This window comes from Streptomyces sp. CA-179760, assembly GCF_050937045.1.
Taxonomy (GTDB): Bacteria; Actinomycetota; Actinomycetes; order Streptomycetales; family Streptomycetaceae; genus Streptomyces.
Genome location: NZ_JBNJLZ010000001.1, coordinates 4,620,539 through 4,637,425, shown reverse-complemented (window position 1 = coordinate 4,637,425; position 16,887 = coordinate 4,620,539). Strand labels below are relative to the sequence as shown.

Genomic DNA, 16,887 nt, shown 5'->3' with positions numbered 1-16,887 from the left:
GCCTTCCGGGGCGGGGCTCGTTGTCAGTGGGCGCCTATAACCTCGTATGCGTGTCGTCTCTCGCTCTGTACCGCCGCTATCGCCCGGAGACCTTCGCCGAGGTCATCGGGCAGCAGCACGTCACCGACCCGTTGCAGCAGGCGCTGCGCAACAACCGGGTCAACCACGCGTACCTGTTCAGCGGGCCCCGCGGCTGTGGCAAGACGACCAGCGCGCGGATCCTGGCGCGGTGTCTGAACTGCGAGCAGGGCCCGACGCCCACGCCGTGCGGTGAGTGCCAGTCCTGTCAGGACCTCGCACGCAACGGCCCCGGTTCCATCGACGTCATCGAGATCGACGCCGCGTCGCACGGCGGCGTGGACGACGCCCGTGACCTGCGCGAAAAGGCCTTCTTCGGACCCGCGAGCAGTCGCTACAAGATCTACATCATCGACGAGGCCCACATGGTCACGTCGGCCGGCTTCAACGCGTTGCTGAAGGTCGTCGAGGAGCCGCCGGAGCATCTCAAGTTCATCTTCGCGACCACCGAGCCCGAGAAGGTCATCGGGACGATCCGTTCGCGGACCCATCACTACCCCTTCCGGCTCGTCCCGCCCGGGACCCTGCGGGACTACCTCGCCGAGGTGTGCCAGAAGGAGACCATCCCGGTCGACGACGGTGTGCTCCCGCTCGTCGTGCGGGCCGGTGCCGGCTCCGTGCGTGACTCCATGTCCGTCATGGACCAGCTGCTCGCCGGTGCCGCGGCGGACGGTGTGACGTATGCCATGGCGACCGCCCTGCTCGGGTACACCGAAGGCTCCCTGCTCGATTCCGTGGTCGAGTCCTTCGTCACCGGCGACGGAGCCGCGGCCTTCGAGGTCGTCGACCGCGTGATCGAGGGCGGGAACGACCCCCGTCGGTTCGTCGCCGACCTGCTGGAGCGGCTGCGTGACCTGGTGATCCTCGCCGCCGTTCCGGACGCGGCGGAGAAGGGGCTCATCGACGCCCCCGCCGATGTCGTCGAGCGCATGCAGGCCCAGGCCGGCACCTTCGGCCCCGCCGAGCTGAGCCGGGCCGCCGACCTCGTCAACGAGGGACTGACGGAGATGCGCGGCGCCAACTCGCCCCGTCTCCAGCTGGAGCTGATCTGCGCCCGAGTCCTGCTCCCCGCCGCCTACGGCGACGAGCGGTCCGTCATGGCCCGCCTGGACCGCATCGAGCGCGGCGTGAACTTCTCCGCGGCCCCCGCCGGCATGCCCGCCATGGGCTATGCGCCGGGGCCCGAGGGGCATGGTGGACCGGCGGCCGCGGCTGCGGCGGCTGCTCCGGTTCCGCCCGGCAGCGGTCCGGCCGCGGCCCGTGCGGCGGTACGGGCTTCCGGGGCACCGGGGAGCGGGACCAGCGGCGGCAGCGGGACCGGCAGCAGTGGCGGTGATACGGCGGCTGCCGCCGGCTACGTCCCCGACGCTCCGGGTACCCCGGGCTCCCCCGGCGGTCCCGCCGAACAGCCTCCGGTCGCCTCCGGCCCTGCCGCCGGCGGTCATGCCCAGCCGCCCCAGCCTCCGGAGCCGTCCCAGGCACCCCCAGCGCCAGTGACGCCCGCGGCCCCCGCCCCCGGCGCCTGGCCCACGGCCGCCTCCGCCGGCAGCGGCGGCCGTCGCCCCGGCGGCTGGCCCACGGCCGCCTCGGGCGCACCCGCCTCGAACGCCGCAGCAGGGATGGCCCCCGCGGCGAACACACCCGCCCCGAGCACCCCCACCGCCAGTACCCCACCGGCGCCGTCACCGTCCCCCTCGGCCCCCGCTCAGGCCGCCCCCGCTCCTGCTCCCGCAGGTGGTCTCGACCCCCGCATGCTCTGGCCGAACATCCTGGAGGCCGTCAAGAACCGTCGGCGCTTCACCTGGATCCTGCTCAGCCAGAACGCCCAGGTGGCCGGCTTCGACGGCACGACCCTCCAGCTCGGCTTCGTCAACGCGGGTGCGCGGGACAATTTCCTGAGCAGCGGCAGCGAGGACGTGCTGCGGCAGGCGCTGGGCGAGCAGTTCAACGTCCAGTGGAAGATCGAGGCGATCGTCGACCCCTCCGGGGGATCCGCGCCCCCCGCTCCGGGCGGCCCCTCCGGTTTCGGAGGAGGCAACGGCGGCCACGGCGGCGGGCCCGGCGGCGGCACCAGTGGCTACGGCGGCGGCAGCTACAGCTCCGGCGGTGGCGGCTACGAGGCGGGAGGCGGCAGCGGCGGTACGGCAACGGCCCAGCGCCCCGCCCCGTCCCAGTCGACGGCCCCGTCCACCCCGGCCCAGCAGTCGAGCACCCCCGCCCCCACCTCGGGCTCTGGACCCGCGAGGCCGGCCCCCGCGCCCCAGCCCTCCGCCCTGAAGCCGCGGTCCGTGTCCGTCGAGGACGACATCCCCGAGGACGACGACCCCGACCTCGACGAGTCGGCCCTCTCCGGGCAGGACCTGATCGTGCGGGAGCTGGGGGCAACGGTGGTGGACGAGTTCACGAACGAGCCCTAGCCTCCCCCCTTCGGAGGAACCTCCAACCCCACACCCCCACCCCCTTCGGAAGCCCGCACAAAGGAAACCCGGCGCTTCCCGTTAGGCTGACCCCCGTGAAGGTCCTCGTCATCGGCACCGGCGCCCGCGAACACGCCCTGTGCCACTCCCTGTCCCTCGACCCCGACGTCACCGCGCTGCACTGCGCCCCCGGCAACGCCGGCATCGCCGAGGTCGCCGAGCTGCACCAGGTCGACGCCCTGGACGGCGCCGCCGTCACCGCGCTGGCCACCCGGCTCGGCGCGGAGCTCGTGGTCGTCGGACCGGAGGCGCCGCTGGTCGCCGGTGTCGCCGACGCCGTGCGCGAGGCGGGCATCCCGGTCTTCGGCCCGTCCGGTCCGGCCGCGCAGCTCGAGGGCTCCAAGGCCTTCGCGAAGGACGTCATGGCGGCGGCCGAGGTGCCCACGGCACGCTCGTACGTCTGCACGACGGCTGACGAGGCCGACGCGGCCCTCGACGCCTTCGGCGCTCCGTACGTCGTCAAGGACGACGGGCTCGCCGCCGGCAAGGGTGTCGTCGTCACCGACGACCTCGAAGCGGCCCGGGCGCACGCCGCGGCCTGCGAGCGCGTGGTCATCGAGGAGTTCCTCGACGGCCCCGAGGTCTCCCTGTTCGCCGTCACCGACGGCGAGACGGTCGTCCCGCTCCAGCCCGCCCAGGACTTCAAGCGCGCGCTGGACGGCGACGAGGGCCCGAACACGGGCGGCATGGGGGCGTACTCCCCGCTGCCGTGGGCCGACCCGAAGCTGGTCGACGAGGTGCTGCAGACGGTCCTGCAGCCGACCGTGGACGAGATGAAGCGCCGCGGCACGCCGTTCTCCGGCCTGCTCTACGCCGGTCTCGCGATCACCTCCCGCGGCGTCCGCGTGATCGAGTTCAACGCCCGCTTCGGCGACCCGGAGACCCAGGTCGTCCTGGCCCGTCTGAAGACGCCGCTGGCCGGTCTCCTGATGGCCGCCGCCACCGGCAACCTCGCCCACCTGGAGCCGCTGCGCTGGAGCGACGACGCGGCCGTGACCGTGGTCGTCGCCTCGCACAACTACCCCGGCACCCCGCGCACCGGCGACCCGATCACCGGCCTCGACGAGGTCGCCGCCCAGGACGCCCCGCACGCGTACGTCCTGCACGCCGGTACCAAGAGCGACGGTGACGCGATCGTCAGCGCGGGCGGCCGCGTCCTGTCCGTCACGGCCACCGGCAAGGACCTCGCCGAGGCCCGCGACCGCGCCTACACAGCCGTCGGCCGGGTCCGCCTCGACGGCTCCCAGCACCGCACGGACATCGCCGCGAAGGCGGCAGGCGCGTAGCAACACCGCCCCTTCGCCGATGAACCTCACAGGCCCCGGATCCGTCTCAGGATCCGGGGCCTGAAGTTTTCGGTAGGTGAGGGCCTGACCCTCGCTTTCCGTCATCCACCTCTCCCCAAAGCCATTCCATCGAGTGACCGATGCCCTATCCGGCTGACGGGGGGCTGAGCCCCAACTAGGGTGCGGCGCAAGCGTTCCGGCACTTGGCCCACCGGCATTGCGATGTCAGTGGCTGGTGCCACAGTGGGGGAGTGAGCAAGGAAAGCGTCAGGTCAACGGGGAGGGGGTGAGGTCGGTCGTGACCGGAATGGGTGTGGAGGCAGGCGCGCAGATCGCGCGGGCACGGGCACTGGCGGTGCTGCGCATCCGCAGCCGCGCGCTGGCCGTCGCCCTGTTGCCCGCAGCCGTCGCCGTGATCCTGCTCGCGGGCGCGTTCTCCGGCCGTCTCGTCGGACCCGGCTGGGACGCCGCCCGCTGGGTCCTGACCCCGGTCGCCGTCCTCGTGCTGCTCGCCGCAGCCGGGATCGCCCTGGTCGTCGCCCGGGCCCGTCCGGCCATGAGCCCGACCGTCCCGATCGCCGAGGACGCGGCTCCCGATCTGTATCGGATGGTGCGCGACCTGGCCGACCGTCTCGAGGTCCCCGCCCCCTCCGCGATAGCGCTCACGCCGGACTGCGACAGCTGGCTGGAGGACCGCACCCACCCGGCCCACGGACCGCCTCCGGCCGAGGAGCACGACGACATAGCGGGCGCGGGGAAGAACCCGCACCGTCGGCACCCGGTCGCGCCGGTCCTCGTCATCGGCTCCCCTTTCCTGTGGTGGATGCGGGTCGGAGAGCTGCGCGCGGTCCTCGCCCCGGTCGTCGCGGGTACGGGCCCCTCCGCCCACCCGGACATAGCCGCGGCCCGGCGATTCGTCCGGGGCCTGGACGCCGCGGTGGCCGTGACGTCGGCGCCCCGCCGCGACCCGGTCTCGCGTGCCGTGCTGGCCGGCGTCGGCTGGGTGGCCCGGCTGCTGCTGCGCAGTTGCCGCCTTCCTGCCGCCGAGCTGGAGCGGGGCGTGGCGGCCGCGGCCGCGGAGCGTGCACAGGCTGTGGATTACGGGCTGCGGATCGTCGCCCAGGAGCAGGTGGGCCTGGCGTACGCGGGGTGGGACCGGCTGCTGACCCGCGTCGCGCTGCCCGCCTGGCGGATGGGCCGCTGGCCCTCCCGGCTGGACGCCGGTGTGGTGGCGGCACTCACGGAGCTCTCCCGGCGCGACCGCCTGGCCGAGGGCTTCGCGTCCCGGCTGGGGGAACGGCCGGCCTGCGATCTGCTCGAGGAGCCGGGCACGGTCGACGAGTCCGCCTCACTCCTCGCCGCCCGCCTCTTCCACGGCGGCCCCGCCGGGCCCGGGCCCGACTGGTCGCCGGTGGACTGGAGCGAGTATCCGGAGGAGGTCGTGGACCGCAAGTGGCGCATCGACGCGGCCCGGCTCCACCGCGTCCTGGACGCGATGGGTGTCCGCCCCGCCACCGGCCCCGCGGCCCCCGCCACCGGCGGCCCGACCCTGTCCCGCGTGCTGGACCACCTGACGGACCGGGCCGGCGAAGCACACAGAAGCACCGCCCCGGCCGGTGAAGCGCCCTTCCCCACCAGAACCCCGGAACCACCGCCTCCGCCCAACGACGCCGAAGACGCATACGAAGACGAAGAAGACCTCTCCGGCACCACTCCTCGCAGCGCGAACCTGGCCGCCCGCCTCAGCGCCGAACTGGCCCGCGAAGAGGCCTCCGCGGCACCCCGCCCGTCGACCGCGACCTCACCGGCAGCCGGTTCCCCGGCCACCCCCGACCCCCTCGCCCTCTGGGACGACCGAGCCCTCCCCCTCTTCCCTCTCCAGCCCCCGCGCACGGCCCGTGAACTGCTCGCCGATCACCTCACGGCGATGATCTGCTGTGCCGCGATGGACACCGCCGGTGCGATGCCCGGCCTGGACTGGCTGGACGGCCCCACACTCCTCCACAACGGCGAGCGCACCGCCGATCTCGCGCCCAAGATCCTCACCCTGATCGAGGAGGGCGACCCCACCCCCTTGCGCGCCTGGCTGGCCGAGCTGGGGATACGCCCGGAGAAGCCGGTCCGGCTCGTCTGACCGCCGGAGCACCCGCTTCCACTTCTGGCCAATTCGAAACGAACAGTGACGAAGTGCGCGCGTTATGTGATGTGCTTGGACCGTTCGGGCGCATGGCAAGGGCTGACGACATACGACAAGCACATAAGCGCGACGACATCACACAGGGGCGCACGGACCGCACTCACCGCACAGACCACAGGCACCACACCCACAGGCATCACACCAGTACGCACCAGCACGGGGGCGAAGGGGAGGGGAAGCAGCCATGGCTTCGGAGCAGATCCGCCGCTGGGAGTCGGGAGCGCTGGCGCACGCCGTGACGGATCCCTTCGGACAGGGCCCCGTTCCGTGGCTGCGCGGCACCGTCACGTACTTCGACGACACCGGCCAGGTCGTCCCCTGGTACGTGGACCTGGACGTGCCCCACGCCCCGAGGAAATCCACCCGTTCCAACGGCCCCCGGGCCGCCGACGACGTCCACCGCCAGATCAAGGGCTTCACCTCCACCGGCGCGGTCGCGCCCGGCGAGGCCATCGACTTCCACATCACGGTCGATCCGCCCCAGGAGTTCGGCGTCGACATCTACCGCATCGGCCACTACGGCGGCGACGGCGCCGCCAAGATCACGACCAGCCCGCGGCTGTCCGGCATCGTCCAGCCCGCGCCGCTCACCGCGGACCGTACGGTCTCCTGCCACCACTGGTGGTTGTCCTGGCGGCTCCAGGTCCCGTCGTACTGGAACATCGGCGCGTACGTCGCCGTCCTCACCACCGCCGGCGGCTACCGCTCCCACGTCCCGTTCACGGTCCGCCACGACCAGCCCGCCGACCTGCTCCTCGTCCTGCCCGACATCACCTGGCAGGCGTACAACCTCTACCCGGAGGACGGCCGCACCGGCGCCAGCCTTTACCACGCCTGGGACGAGGAGGGCCGGCTGCTGGGCGAGTCGGACGCGGCCACGACGGTCTCCTTCGACCGTCCGTACGCGGGCGCGGGCCTCCCCCTCCACGTCGGCCACGCCTACGACTTCATCCGCTGGGCCGAGCGCTACGGCTACGACATCGCCTACGCCACGGCGAGCGACCTGCACGCGGGCCGCGTCGACCCCACCCACTACCGCGGCCTGGTCTTCCCGGGCCACGACGAGTACTGGTCGGCGGCCATGCGCGGCAGCGTGGAGCTCGCCCGCGACGCCGGCACCTCGCTCGTCTTCCTCTCCGCCAACTCCATGTACTGGCAGGTGGAACTGGGCCCCTCCCCGTCCGGCGTCCCCGACCGCCTGCTGACCTGCCGTAAACGCAGGGGCCCGGGCAAGCCGGTGCTGTGGCGGGAGATCGACCGGGCGGAACAGCAACTCATCGGCATCCAGTACGCGGGGCATGTCCCCGAGCCGCAGCCCCTGATCGTGCGCAACGCCGATCACTGGCTGTGGGAGGCGTCCGGAGCGTACGAGGGCGACGAGATCGCCGACCTGGTGGCCGGCGAGGCCGACCGCTACTTCCCGCGCACCCCGCTGCCCGAGCACGAGGAGCGCGTGCTGCTCGCGCACTCCCCGTACACCGACAAGGAAGGCGCCCGGCGCCACCAGGAGACATCCCTCTACCGCGCCCCTTCCGGCGCCTGGGTCTTCGCATCCGGAACCTTCGCCTGGACCCCGGCTCTGGACCGCCCGGGCCACGTCGACCCGCGTATCCAGCGCGCCACCGCAAACCTCCTGGACCGCATCTGCAAACGCGACTGACCCCTGTCCGTGATCACCTTCCGCATACGGGAGAATCAAGCCATAGGACAGAACCACGGGGAGGAACCGTGTCCGGATTCGTAGAAAAGCCCGAGCCGATCCAGGTCCCGGGTCTGGTACATCTGCACACCGGCAAGGTGCGCGAGCTGTACCAGAACGAGGCGGGCGACCTCGTGATGGTCGCCAGCGACCGCATCTCCGCGTACGACTGGGTGCTGCCGACCGAGATCCCCGACAAGGGCCGGGTGCTCACGCAGCTCTCCCTGTGGTGGTTCGACCAGCTCGCCGACCTGGTCCCGAACCACGTCCTGAGCACCGAACTGCCCGCCGGCGCCCCCGCCGACTGGGCGGGCCGCACGCTGGTCTGCAAATCCCTGCGGATGGTCCCCGTGGAGTGCGTGGCCCGCGGATATCTCACCGGCTCGGGCCTCGTCGAGTACAACGAGTCCCGCACGGTCTGCGGCCTTGCCCTCCCCGAGGGGCTGGTCGACGGCAGTGAACTGCCCGGGCCGATCTTCACCCCGGCCACCAAGGCCGCCGTCGGCGAACACGACGAGAACGTCTCCTACGAGGAGGTCGCCCGCCAGGTCGGCGCGGACACCGCGGCCCGGCTGCGCCAGGCGACTCTCGCCGTCTACGCCCGGGGCCGGGACATCGCCCGGGAGCGGGGCATCCTCCTCGCGGACACGAAGTTCGAGTTCGGCTTCGACGGCGACGACCTGGTCCTCGCGGACGAGGTCCTCACCGCGGACTCCTCCCGTTTCTGGCCGGCCGACCAGTGGCAGCCGGGCCGCGCGCAGCCGTCGTACGACAAGCAGTTCGTCCGCGACTGGCTGACCTCGGCGGAGTCCGGCTGGGACAGGAAGAGTGAGCAGCCCCCGCCGGCGCTGCCCCAGCAGGTCGTTGACGCCACTCGCGCCAAGTACGTGGAGGCGTACGAGCGCCTGACGGGTCTGACCTGGGCCTAGGCGGTGTCCGACTCAGGACACGAAGAAGCCCCCGGCCGGAACCGGGGGCTTCTCGCTGGAGCGAACGACGAGGTTCGAACTCGCGACCTCAACCTTGGCAAGGTTGCGCTCTACCAACTGAGCTACGTTCGCATGCGCCGTGGCGCGAGAACCACTATACCCAACCTCGCTCCCGTGCGAGCCGCACCGCCGCATGCCGGTTCTCCGCCCCGAGCTTCGACACCGCCGACGACAGATAGTTCCGTACGGTCCCCTGGGACAGCGCGGCCCGCTCGGCGATCTCCGCCACGGGCGCCCCGTCGGCGGCGAGTTCCAGTACCTCGGCCTCCCGCGCGGTCAGCGGCGAGTCCCCGGCGGCGATCGCGTCGGCGGCCAACTCCGGGTCGACATAACGGTTGCCGGCATGCACGGTACGGATGAGCTCCGCGAGTCGCTGCGCGCTCACGGTCTTCGGCACGAACCCCCGCACCCCGGCCTCAAGCGCCCGCTTCAGATGCCCGGGCCGCCCGTGGCTGGTGACGATGAGCACCCTGCAGCCGGGCAGTTCGGAGCGCAGGGATGTGGCGACCTTCACACCGTCGGCGCCGGGCATCTGGAGATCCAGCACCGCGACGTCGGGCTCGTGCGCCCGGGCCATCGCCAGCGCCTCCGGCCCGGTGGCCGCCTCGGCGACGACCATGAGGTCGTCCTCCAGCGACAGCAGCGCGGCGAGCGCCCCACGGATGAGGTGCTCGTCGTCGGCGAGCAGCAGCCGCACGGGCCCTACGGCGGTCATGGTGTGACCTCACTCACAGGGTCCACGGTGGCGGCGGCCGCCGGGCCGGAGGAGGCATCAGTGCTGAAAGGGCCGGCTGCCGAGGGCAGCGGAATCTCCGCCGTCAGCCGGAACAGTCCCCGCCCCGCAGGCCCGGCCTCCAACGTCCCGTCGATCTCTGCCAGCCGCTCCCGCAACCCGGCGATCCCTGAGCCGGAAGAGCCAGAAGAGCCGGAAGAGCCAGAAGCGCCGGAAGAGCCGACCGCCCCGGCCCCTATGGCCACCCCGTCGCTCTCCACCCCGTCGTTCTCCACCGACAGCACCACGCCCCCCTCCACCACCCGCAACCGCACCGCACACCGCCGCGCGTCCCCGTGCCGCAGGACATTCGTCGCTGCCTCCCGCACCACCCACCCCAGGGCGGACTGCACCGCGACCGGCAGCCCGGCCGCCGTCGCCCCGCTCACCGTGCAGTCGATACCGGCCGCGGCCAGCACTCCTTGCGCCCCGGCGAGTTCCGCCCCGAGGTCGGCCTCGCGGTAGCCGCGGACGACTTCCCGCACCTCGCGCTGCGACTCGTGTGCGAGCCGCTGCACCTCGACCATCTGTGCCACGGCCTCCGGCCGCCCCCGCTGGGCCAGCTGCACGGCCAGTTCGCTCTTGAGCGCGATCACGGCGAGGTTCCGCCCCATGACATCGTGCAGATCCCGCCCGAACCTGAGCCGCTCCTCGGCGACGGCGAGCCGGGTCCGGGTCTCTCGTGCCTCGTCGAGTTCGTAGACGATGTCGAGCAGCCACACGGAGACGACGGCCGTGAAGGCGAGCACTCCGGCCGCGAGCAGCGCCATCAACGCCGTGAAGAGGGATTCGCCCAGCGAGGCGCCCCGGGTGAGCGCCACGAGCCAGGAGACCGACGCGAAACCCACGACGATCGCGAACACATGCCACCGCTCGCGGACACCGAGGGCGATGGTGCCGATCCCGATGATGCCGATGACCCCGACGGCCCCGTTCGCGGCGTTGTCCACGCTCTCGCCGCCCGGCCCGTGGTCGGCGATGCCGATCGCGACGGCGCCGACCACGGCGGTCACGGCGGCCAGCGTCCACAGCAGCCGGACGGGCTGCGGCCGCCTGCCGCGCGTCCAGTCCAGCGACCGCTTCACGGTGACCAGGCACACCGCGGCGTGCACAGCCGACATGAGCAGCAGCCCGGCCCCGATCCACGCCCCCAGCGGGACCACGGCCAAGAGCCCGACCATGACGAACTCGGTCACCGCGAAGGACTGGAAGGACCACCGCGTGTACGTCTCGACCTTCTCCGGCGTGGTCTGCCGCCGCCACCACCCACCCGGCCCGCGCATCAGCCCGTCCCTCCCCCTCCGGTCAGCGCCGCGGTTCCCAGCGGAACCACCGTCGTACAGCAAACACCGACACGACGGTCCAGGCCACCGCCGTCGCCACGGCGCCCAGCGCCTCGTACGCCGACAGGTCGCCGGTCCAGCCGCCGCGCACCAGGGTGACGACGGGCGTCAGCGGCAGCAGTTCGCACAGGGAGGCCAGCCGGTCCGGCAGCAGCTCCAGCGGAAAGAACATGCCCGAGCCCATCATCGAGACGACCAGCAGCGGCATGGGCGTGACCTGCGCGCTCTCGCCGGTCCGGGTGAAACCGGCGGTGACCGCGGCGAGGGCGGCGCACAGTACGAGCCCCAGCAGCAGGCCCACGACGGCCAGCTGGGGCGCCGACGGCGCGGGCATGTCCAGCAGCACGGTGCAGCCTGCCGCGAGCAGCAGGCACTGCACGAGTCCGGTGACGGCGGCGGGCACGGCGGAACCGGCCAGGATCTCGGCGTCCCGCAGCTCACCGGTGCGCAGCCGCTTGAGGACGAGTTCCTCACGCCGGACGACGAACACGCCGACGAGCACCGAGTAGACGGCGAACAGCAGGGAGAAGCCGACCGCGGCGGGCAGCACCAGGGTGCCGGCGTTCAGCCCCGCTTCCGCGAGGTCCATCTCCTGGGCCGCCGACCGCACGCTGACCGGCATCACCAGCGGCACGAACAGCGCGGCGACGAGCGCGCCCCTGTTCCGCCCGAGCAGGGTCAGCTCGGCGCGGGCGAGTGCCGTCATGCGGCTCGTCGGCGTGGTGCCCGCGGCTTTCGTGCCGGGCGCCGGGCGGGGCGTCGCGTGGGTGGCACTCATGCCGCGTACTCCTTCGTCGTCCTTGCCGGGGCCCGCCCCGCCGACGCCTCCTTGGCGATCCCGAGGAACGCCTCCTCCAGGGAGGCCGACCGCACGTCCAGGCGGCGCAGTTCCACCCGGGCCCGCTCGGCCCACAGCAGCAGACCGGTGGCCGCGCGCTGCAGTTCACGGGTGCGGAGCCGGACGATCCGGCCGTCGGTCTCGTGCCCGGTCACGCCCAGTTCCCCGAGTGGCGGCAGATCGCCCACGAAGTAGCCGTCGGGCAGTTCGAAGGAGATCCGCGACGGCTGGGCGGCGGTCACCTCGGCCGGGGTCCCGGTGCTGGCGATGCGGCCCTCGTGCATGATCGCCAGCCGGTCGGCGAGGCTCTCGGCCTCCTCCAGGTAGTGCGTGGTCAGCAGCACGGTCGTGCCGCCGTCGCGCAGCGCGCTCACCAACTCCCACGTTTCGCGGCGGCCTTCGACGTCCAGTCCGGTGGTCGGCTCGTCCAGGAAGAGCACCTCGGGGTGGCCGAGCAGGGCGAGCGCCAGATCCAGGCGGCGCCGCTGCCCGCCGGACAACTGCTTGACCCGGACGCCGGCCTTCGACTCCAGTCCGACCAGCGCGAGGACCTCCGCCGGCGGCCGGGCCCCGCTCACGCACCCCGCCCACATCCGCGTGGTCTCCGTGACGGTCAGCTCGGACGGGAAGCCGCCTTCCTGGAGCATGACGCCGGTGCGGGGCCGGACGAGCGCCCGTTCGGTGTACGGATCGTGCCCGAGGACCCGCACCCGGCCGTCCGCCGGCGCCGCGAGTCCCTCCAGCAGTTCGACGGTCGACGTCTTGCCCGCGCCGTTGGTGCCCAGCAGCGCGAAGATCTCCCCGCGGCGTACGGAAAAGCTGATTCCGCTCACCGCCTCGAACCCGCCCCCGTACACACGCCGCAGGTCAGTGACCTCAATCACGTGTTCGCGTCCGTTGCTTTCCATGCCTTCAGCGTTCCGCCCCGGCGGGCCCCTCGGCAGTGCGCGCTGTCATCACTCGGCATGACAAATGTCAGACGAACCCGCGATGAACACGAAAAGACCCCGGTCCATCAGGACCGGGGTCTCATTCCCGAGCGGACGACGAGGTTCGAACTCGCGACCTCAACCTTGGCAAGGTTGCGCTCTACCAGCTGAGCTACGTCCGCAATTGCCCCCGATCAGCTCTCACTGATCGGTGCGGGCACCAGCCTACCTGATCCACAGGAGTGGTCGGTACGGTGATGCAGAGCGGGTGACAGGAATCGCACACTGCGCCTTCCCCCTGGAAGGGGGATGTTCTACTACTGAACTACACCCGCATGTTTCCGTGAGCTGGGCCTTTCGGCCTTGCCCCTCGGCGTGCTCCAGACTCTAACTGATCAGCCGGGGGGCTGCGCAAGTCGGTTGGCGCGAGGGGCGGATGGCCGGCTGTCGGCCCGGGCTCACCGGGCGGTCACTGCGCGGCCGTGAACGCCTCGTAGACCTTCTTCGGGATGCGCCCGCGCGCCGGGACGTCCATCTTGTTGGCCTGGGCCCAGGCCCGCACGGCTGAGGGGTCGGGGGCGACCTCCGTCTGTCGGTACGCCTTGCCCGAGCGGGACCGCTTGCGGCCGGCCTCCACGTAAGGCGCGAGCGCCTTACGCAGTTCGTCGGCATTGCCTTCGTTCAGGTCGATCTCGTACGACTTGCCGTCCAGTCCGAAAGCGATCGTTTCCGCCGCTTCCGAGCCGTCGATGTCGTCAAAGAGAGTGACCACGACCTTCTGCGCCACGAATATCGGTCCCTTCCTGCGGCACTTGCCAATTCATTTGTACAGTGCCGTGCAATGCATTGTGAAGTTCGACTAAATCCTTCCGCGTGTCTGAACGCAATAGGTTTTGGGTGACGACCCGGAATCTTTCCTGGAAATTTTCGTGTGTGGACCCGACGATGCGGGATCGTGATGACCGTCACGTAGTTTCCTACAAGTCGACGCGCGTAGAAATTTTGTGCGGGTAGTCTGAAGGGACCTGCTCAGCACCACACACCGGGAGTGCCAGTGGCACGCGTCGTAGTCGACGTCATGCTCAAGCCGGAGATCCTCGACCCCCAGGGCCAGGCGGTGCAGCGCGCACTGCCGCGGCTGGGTTTCGAGGGGATCTCGGACGTCCGCCAGGGAAAGCGTTTCGAACTGGAAGTTGACGGGCCGGTCGACGAGGCCGCCCTCGCCCGCATTCACGATCTTGCGGAGTCCTTCCTCGCGAACACCGTGATCGAGGACTTCACTGTCCGGGTCGAGGAAGTCGCGGAGGCCGTGAAGTGACCGCTCGTATTGGCGTGGTCACTTTTCCCGGCAGTCTGGACGACCGGGACACGCAGCGCGCGATCCGGGTCGCGGGCGCCGAGCCGGTCGCCCTCTGGCACAAGGACAAGGACCTCAAGCAGGTCGACGCCGTGGTGTTGTGCGGTGGTTTCTCCTACGGCGATTATCTGCGCGCCGGGTCCATCGCCCGTTTCTCGCCGGTGATGGAGCCCCTGCTGGAGCAGGCGAAGGCCGGTCTGCCGGTGCTCGGCATCTGCAACGGCTTCCAGATCCTCACCGAGGCCCATCTGCTGCCGGGCACGATGCTGCGCAACGACCACCTGCACTTCATCTGCCGTGACCAGAAGCTGCGCGTGGAGAACGCCGAGACCTCCTGGACCACCGACTACACGGCCGGCCAGGAGATCCACATCCCGCTGAAGAACAACGACGGGCAGTACGTCGCCGACGCGTACACGCTCGACCAGCTGGAGGCCGAGGGCCGCGTCGCGTTCCGCTACCTCGACTTCAACCCCAACGGCTCCCAGCGGGACATCGCCGGCGTCACCAACGAGGCCGGAAACGTGGTCGGCCTCATGCCGCACCCCGAGCACGCCGTCGAGCCGCTGATCGGTACGGGTCGTACCGACGGCCTGCCGTTCTTCACCTCGATCCTCAAGAAGCTGGTCAACGCATGAGCCGGACGCCTCTGGACACGGTCGAGCACGCGGCCGAGACCCCCGACGTCGAGCTGCCCTGGGCCGAACTGGGCCTGAAGAAGGACGAGTACGAACGGGTCGTGGAGATCCTTGGCCGCCGGCCCACCGGTGCCGAGCTCGCCATGTACTCGGTCATGTGGTCCGAGCACTGCTCGTACAAGTCCTCGAAGGTGCACCTGCGCCAGTTCGGCGAGAAGGCCCCGCAGAGCGACGCGCTGCTCGTCGGCATCGGTGAGAACGCCGGTGTCGTGGACGTCGGCCAGGGCTACGCGGTCACCTTCAAGGTCGAGTCGCACAACCACCCGTCGTACGTGGAGCCCTACCAGGGCGCGGCCACGGGTGTCGGCGGCATCGTCCGCGACATCATCGCCATGGGTGCGCGGCCCGTCGCCGTCGTCGACCCGCTCCGCTTCGGTGCGGCCGACCACCCCGACACCAAGCGTGTGCTGCCGGGTGTCGTCGCCGGCATCGGTGGCTACGGCAACTGCCTGGGGCTGCCCAACATCGGCGGCGAGGTCGTCTTCGACTCCTGCTACCAGGGCAACCCGCTGGTCAACGCCGGTGCCATCGGTGTGATGCGGCACGAGGACATCCACCTCGCGAAGGCCTCCGGCGCCGGCAACAAGGTCATCCTCTACGGGGCCCGGACCGGCGGTGACGGCATCGGCGGCGCCTCGATCCTGGCCTCCGAGACCTTCGACGACGCCAAGCCGTCGAAGCGCCCGGCCGTCCAGGTCGGCGACCCCTTCCAGGAGAAGCTCCTCATCGAGTGCACGCTGGAGGCCTTCGCCGAGAAGCTGGTCGTCGGCATCCAGGACCTCGGCGCGGCGGGCCTGTCCTGCGCGACAAGCGAGCTGGCGTCGAACGGCTCGGGCGGTATGCGCGTCACCCTGGACGACGTCCCCCTGCGCGACTCCACGCTCTCGCCCGAGGAAATCCTCATGAGCGAGTCGCAGGAGCGCATGTGCGCGGTCGTCGAGCCGGAGAAGGTCGACCGCTTCCTGGAGATCTGCGAGAAGTGGGACGTCATCGCCACCGTCATCGGTGAGGTGACCGACGGCGACCGCCTGGAGATCTACTGGCACGGCGGCAAGATCGTCGACGTCGACCCGCGCACGGTCGCCCACGAGGGCCCGGTCTACGAGCGCCCGTACGCCCGCCCTTCCTGGCAGGACACGCTCCAGGCGGACGACGCGAACAAGCTGCCCCGGCCGGCGACCTCCGAGGAGCTGAAGGACCAGGTCCTGAAGCTGGTCGGCTCCCCGAACCAGGCCTCCAAGTCCTGGATCACCTCGCAGTACGACCACTTCGTGCAGGGCAACACGGTTCTCGCCCAGCCCGAGGACTCCGGCATGATCCGGATCGACGAGGAGTCCGGCCTCGGCGTGGCCCTCGCGACCGACGGCAACGGCCGGTACACGAAGCTGGACCCGTACCACGGCGCCCAGCTGGCGCTGGCTGAGGCGTACCGCAACGTCGCCACGACCGGTGCGAAGCCGCTCGCCGTCTCCGACTGCCTGAACTTCGGCTCGCCCGAGGACCCGGCGGTGATGTGGCAGTTCGCGGAGGCCGTGCGCGGTCTGGCGGACGCCTGTCAGCAGCTGGGCACCCCGGTGACCGGCGGCAACGTCTCCCTCTACAACCAGACGGGAGAGGCCGCCATCCACCCGACCCCGGTGGTCGCGGTCCTCGGCGTGATCGACGACGTGGCCCGCCGCACGCCGGTCGCCTTCCAGGAGGAGGGGCAGCTGCTCTACCTCCTCGGCGACACGCGTGAGGAGTTCGGCGGCTCGGCCTGGTCCCAGGTCGTGCACGACCACCTCGGCGGGCTGCCGCCCAAGGTCGATCTGGAGCGCGAGCGGCTGCTCGCCGAGATCCTGGTCGCCGCTTCCCGCGACGGCATGATCGACTCCGCGCACGACCTGTCCGACGGCGGTCTGATCCAGGCGGTCGTCGAGTCGGCGCTGCTGGGCGGCAAGGGCGCCCGCCTGATCGTCCCGGACGGGCTGGACGCGTTCACCTTCCTCTTCTCCGAGTCGGCGGGCCGCGCGGTCGTGGCCGTGCCGCGCTCCGAGGAGCTCCGTTTCAACGACATGTGCGGTGCGCGAGGCCTCCCGGTCACCCGTATCGGTGTCGTCGACGGCGACTCGGTGGACGTCCAGGGCGAGTTCGCTCTCCCTCTGTCCGAGCTGCGCGAGACGCACGAGGCGACGATCCCGGCGCTGCTGGCCTGAGCCGAGGCAGTCGTGCCTGTGCCCCGTCG

13 protein-coding genes and 3 tRNA genes are annotated in these 16,887 nt (G+C 71.3%); 8 read left to right on the top strand and 8 right to left on the bottom strand.

What is annotated here, in order from left to right:
• Positions 1-50: 50 nt before the first annotated feature.
• From ACQEV8_RS20840 to ACQEV8_RS20820, 5 genes are all read left to right on the top strand, one after another.
• Positions 51-2,495: a DNA polymerase III subunit gamma and tau gene (locus ACQEV8_RS20840; protein ID WP_432962362.1), complete on the top strand. Its 2,445-nt coding sequence runs from the start codon at positions 51-53 to the stop codon at positions 2,493-2,495.
• A 95-nt stretch (positions 2,496-2,590) separates the two neighbouring features.
• Positions 2,591-3,841, top strand: coding sequence for a phosphoribosylamine--glycine ligase (purD, locus tag ACQEV8_RS20835; RefSeq protein ID WP_432962360.1), 1,251 nt, complete (start codon positions 2,591-2,593; stop codon positions 3,839-3,841).
• A 307-nt stretch (positions 3,842-4,148) separates the two neighbouring features.
• Positions 4,149-5,975 (top strand): hypothetical protein, encoded by a 1,827-nt coding sequence (locus tag ACQEV8_RS20830; protein WP_432972848.1) that lies wholly within the window; start codon positions 4,149-4,151, stop codon positions 5,973-5,975.
• 247 nt (positions 5,976-6,222) lie between these two features.
• Positions 6,223-7,698 carry a N,N-dimethylformamidase beta subunit family domain-containing protein gene (locus tag ACQEV8_RS20825; RefSeq protein WP_432962358.1) on the top strand — a complete coding sequence of 492 codons (1,476 nt, stop codon included), beginning with the start codon at positions 6,223-6,225 and terminating at the stop codon, positions 7,696-7,698.
• Positions 7,699-7,766: 68 nt separating this feature from the next.
• Positions 7,767-8,666 carry a phosphoribosylaminoimidazolesuccinocarboxamide synthase gene (locus tag ACQEV8_RS20820; protein ID WP_432962356.1) on the top strand — a complete coding sequence of 300 codons (900 nt, stop codon included), beginning with the start codon at positions 7,767-7,769 and terminating at the stop codon, positions 8,664-8,666.
• Between the two features lie 56 nt (positions 8,667-8,722).
• Here ACQEV8_RS20820 and ACQEV8_RS20815 read toward each other — a convergent pair.
• From ACQEV8_RS20815 to ACQEV8_RS20780, 8 genes are all read right to left on the bottom strand, one after another.
• Positions 8,723-8,798, bottom strand: a tRNA-Gly gene (locus tag ACQEV8_RS20815).
• Between the two features lie 22 nt (positions 8,799-8,820).
• Entirely contained in the window at positions 8,821-9,441 is a 621-nt protein-coding gene (locus ACQEV8_RS20810; protein ID WP_432962354.1) for a response regulator, read from the bottom strand.
• On the bottom strand, positions 9,438-10,781 hold the full coding sequence (locus tag ACQEV8_RS20805; protein ID WP_432962352.1) for a sensor histidine kinase: 1,344 nt from the start codon (positions 10,779-10,781) through the stop codon (positions 9,438-9,440). The genes ACQEV8_RS20810 and ACQEV8_RS20805 overlap by 4 nt, the downstream gene beginning before the upstream one ends.
• Before the next feature lie 22 nt (positions 10,782-10,803).
• Positions 10,804-11,619, bottom strand: coding sequence for an ABC transporter permease (locus tag ACQEV8_RS20800; RefSeq protein WP_432962350.1), 816 nt, complete (start codon positions 11,617-11,619; stop codon positions 10,804-10,806).
• Positions 11,616-12,587, bottom strand: a complete 972-nt coding sequence (locus tag ACQEV8_RS20795; RefSeq protein WP_432962348.1) for an ABC transporter ATP-binding protein — start codon at positions 12,585-12,587, stop codon at positions 11,616-11,618. Before ACQEV8_RS20795 ends, ACQEV8_RS20800 begins: the two co-directional genes overlap by 4 nt.
• 130 nt (positions 12,588-12,717) lie before the next feature.
• A tRNA-Gly gene (locus tag ACQEV8_RS20790) sits at positions 12,718-12,790 on the bottom strand.
• A gap of 81 nt (positions 12,791-12,871) precedes the next feature.
• Positions 12,872-12,943, bottom strand: a tRNA-Gly gene (locus tag ACQEV8_RS20785).
• Positions 12,944-13,077: 134 nt separating this feature from the next.
• Positions 13,078-13,395: a histone-like nucleoid-structuring protein Lsr2 gene (locus ACQEV8_RS20780; RefSeq protein WP_215120453.1), complete on the bottom strand. Its 318-nt coding sequence runs from the start codon at positions 13,393-13,395 to the stop codon at positions 13,078-13,080.
• 267 nt (positions 13,396-13,662) lie between these two features.
• Between ACQEV8_RS20780 and purS the strand changes: the two genes are divergently transcribed.
• From purS to purL, 3 genes are read left to right on the top strand one after another with little or no spacing between them, the layout of a single operon-like run.
• Positions 13,663-13,926, top strand: a complete 264-nt coding sequence (purS, locus tag ACQEV8_RS20775; RefSeq protein WP_010045045.1) for a phosphoribosylformylglycinamidine synthase subunit PurS — start codon at positions 13,663-13,665, stop codon at positions 13,924-13,926.
• Positions 13,923-14,603, top strand: coding sequence for a phosphoribosylformylglycinamidine synthase subunit PurQ (purQ, locus tag ACQEV8_RS20770; RefSeq protein ID WP_432962345.1), 681 nt, complete (start codon positions 13,923-13,925; stop codon positions 14,601-14,603). The genes purS and purQ overlap by 4 nt, the downstream gene beginning before the upstream one ends.
• Positions 14,600-16,858: a phosphoribosylformylglycinamidine synthase subunit PurL gene (gene purL, locus ACQEV8_RS20765; protein ID WP_432962343.1), complete on the top strand. Its 2,259-nt coding sequence runs from the start codon at positions 14,600-14,602 to the stop codon at positions 16,856-16,858. The genes purQ and purL overlap by 4 nt, the downstream gene beginning before the upstream one ends.
• Positions 16,859-16,887 lie beyond the last annotated feature (29 nt).

Bases quoted from the DNA above. Each gene is read 5' to 3' on its own strand.
- ACQEV8_RS20810 (WP_432962354.1), bottom strand. From the start codon at position 9,441: ATGACCGCCGTAGGGCCCGTGCGGCTGCTGCTCGCCGACGACGAGCAC.
- ACQEV8_RS20805 (WP_432962352.1), bottom strand. From the start codon at position 10,781: ATGCGCGGGCCGGGTGGGTGGTGGCGGCGGCAGACCACGCCGGAGAAG.
- ACQEV8_RS20795 (WP_432962348.1), bottom strand. From the start codon at position 12,587: ATGGAAAGCAACGGACGCGAACACGTGATTGAGGTCACTGACCTGCGG.
- purL (WP_432962343.1), top strand. From the start codon at position 14,600: ATGAGCCGGACGCCTCTGGACACGGTCGAGCACGCGGCCGAGACCCCC.
- ACQEV8_RS20830 (WP_432972848.1), top strand. From the start codon at position 4,149: ATGGGTGTGGAGGCAGGCGCGCAGATCGCGCGGGCACGGGCACTGGCG.
- ACQEV8_RS20800 (WP_432962350.1), bottom strand. From the start codon at position 11,619: ATGAGTGCCACCCACGCGACGCCCCGCCCGGCGCCCGGCACGAAAGCC.
- ACQEV8_RS20825 (WP_432962358.1), top strand. From the start codon at position 6,223: ATGGCTTCGGAGCAGATCCGCCGCTGGGAGTCGGGAGCGCTGGCGCAC.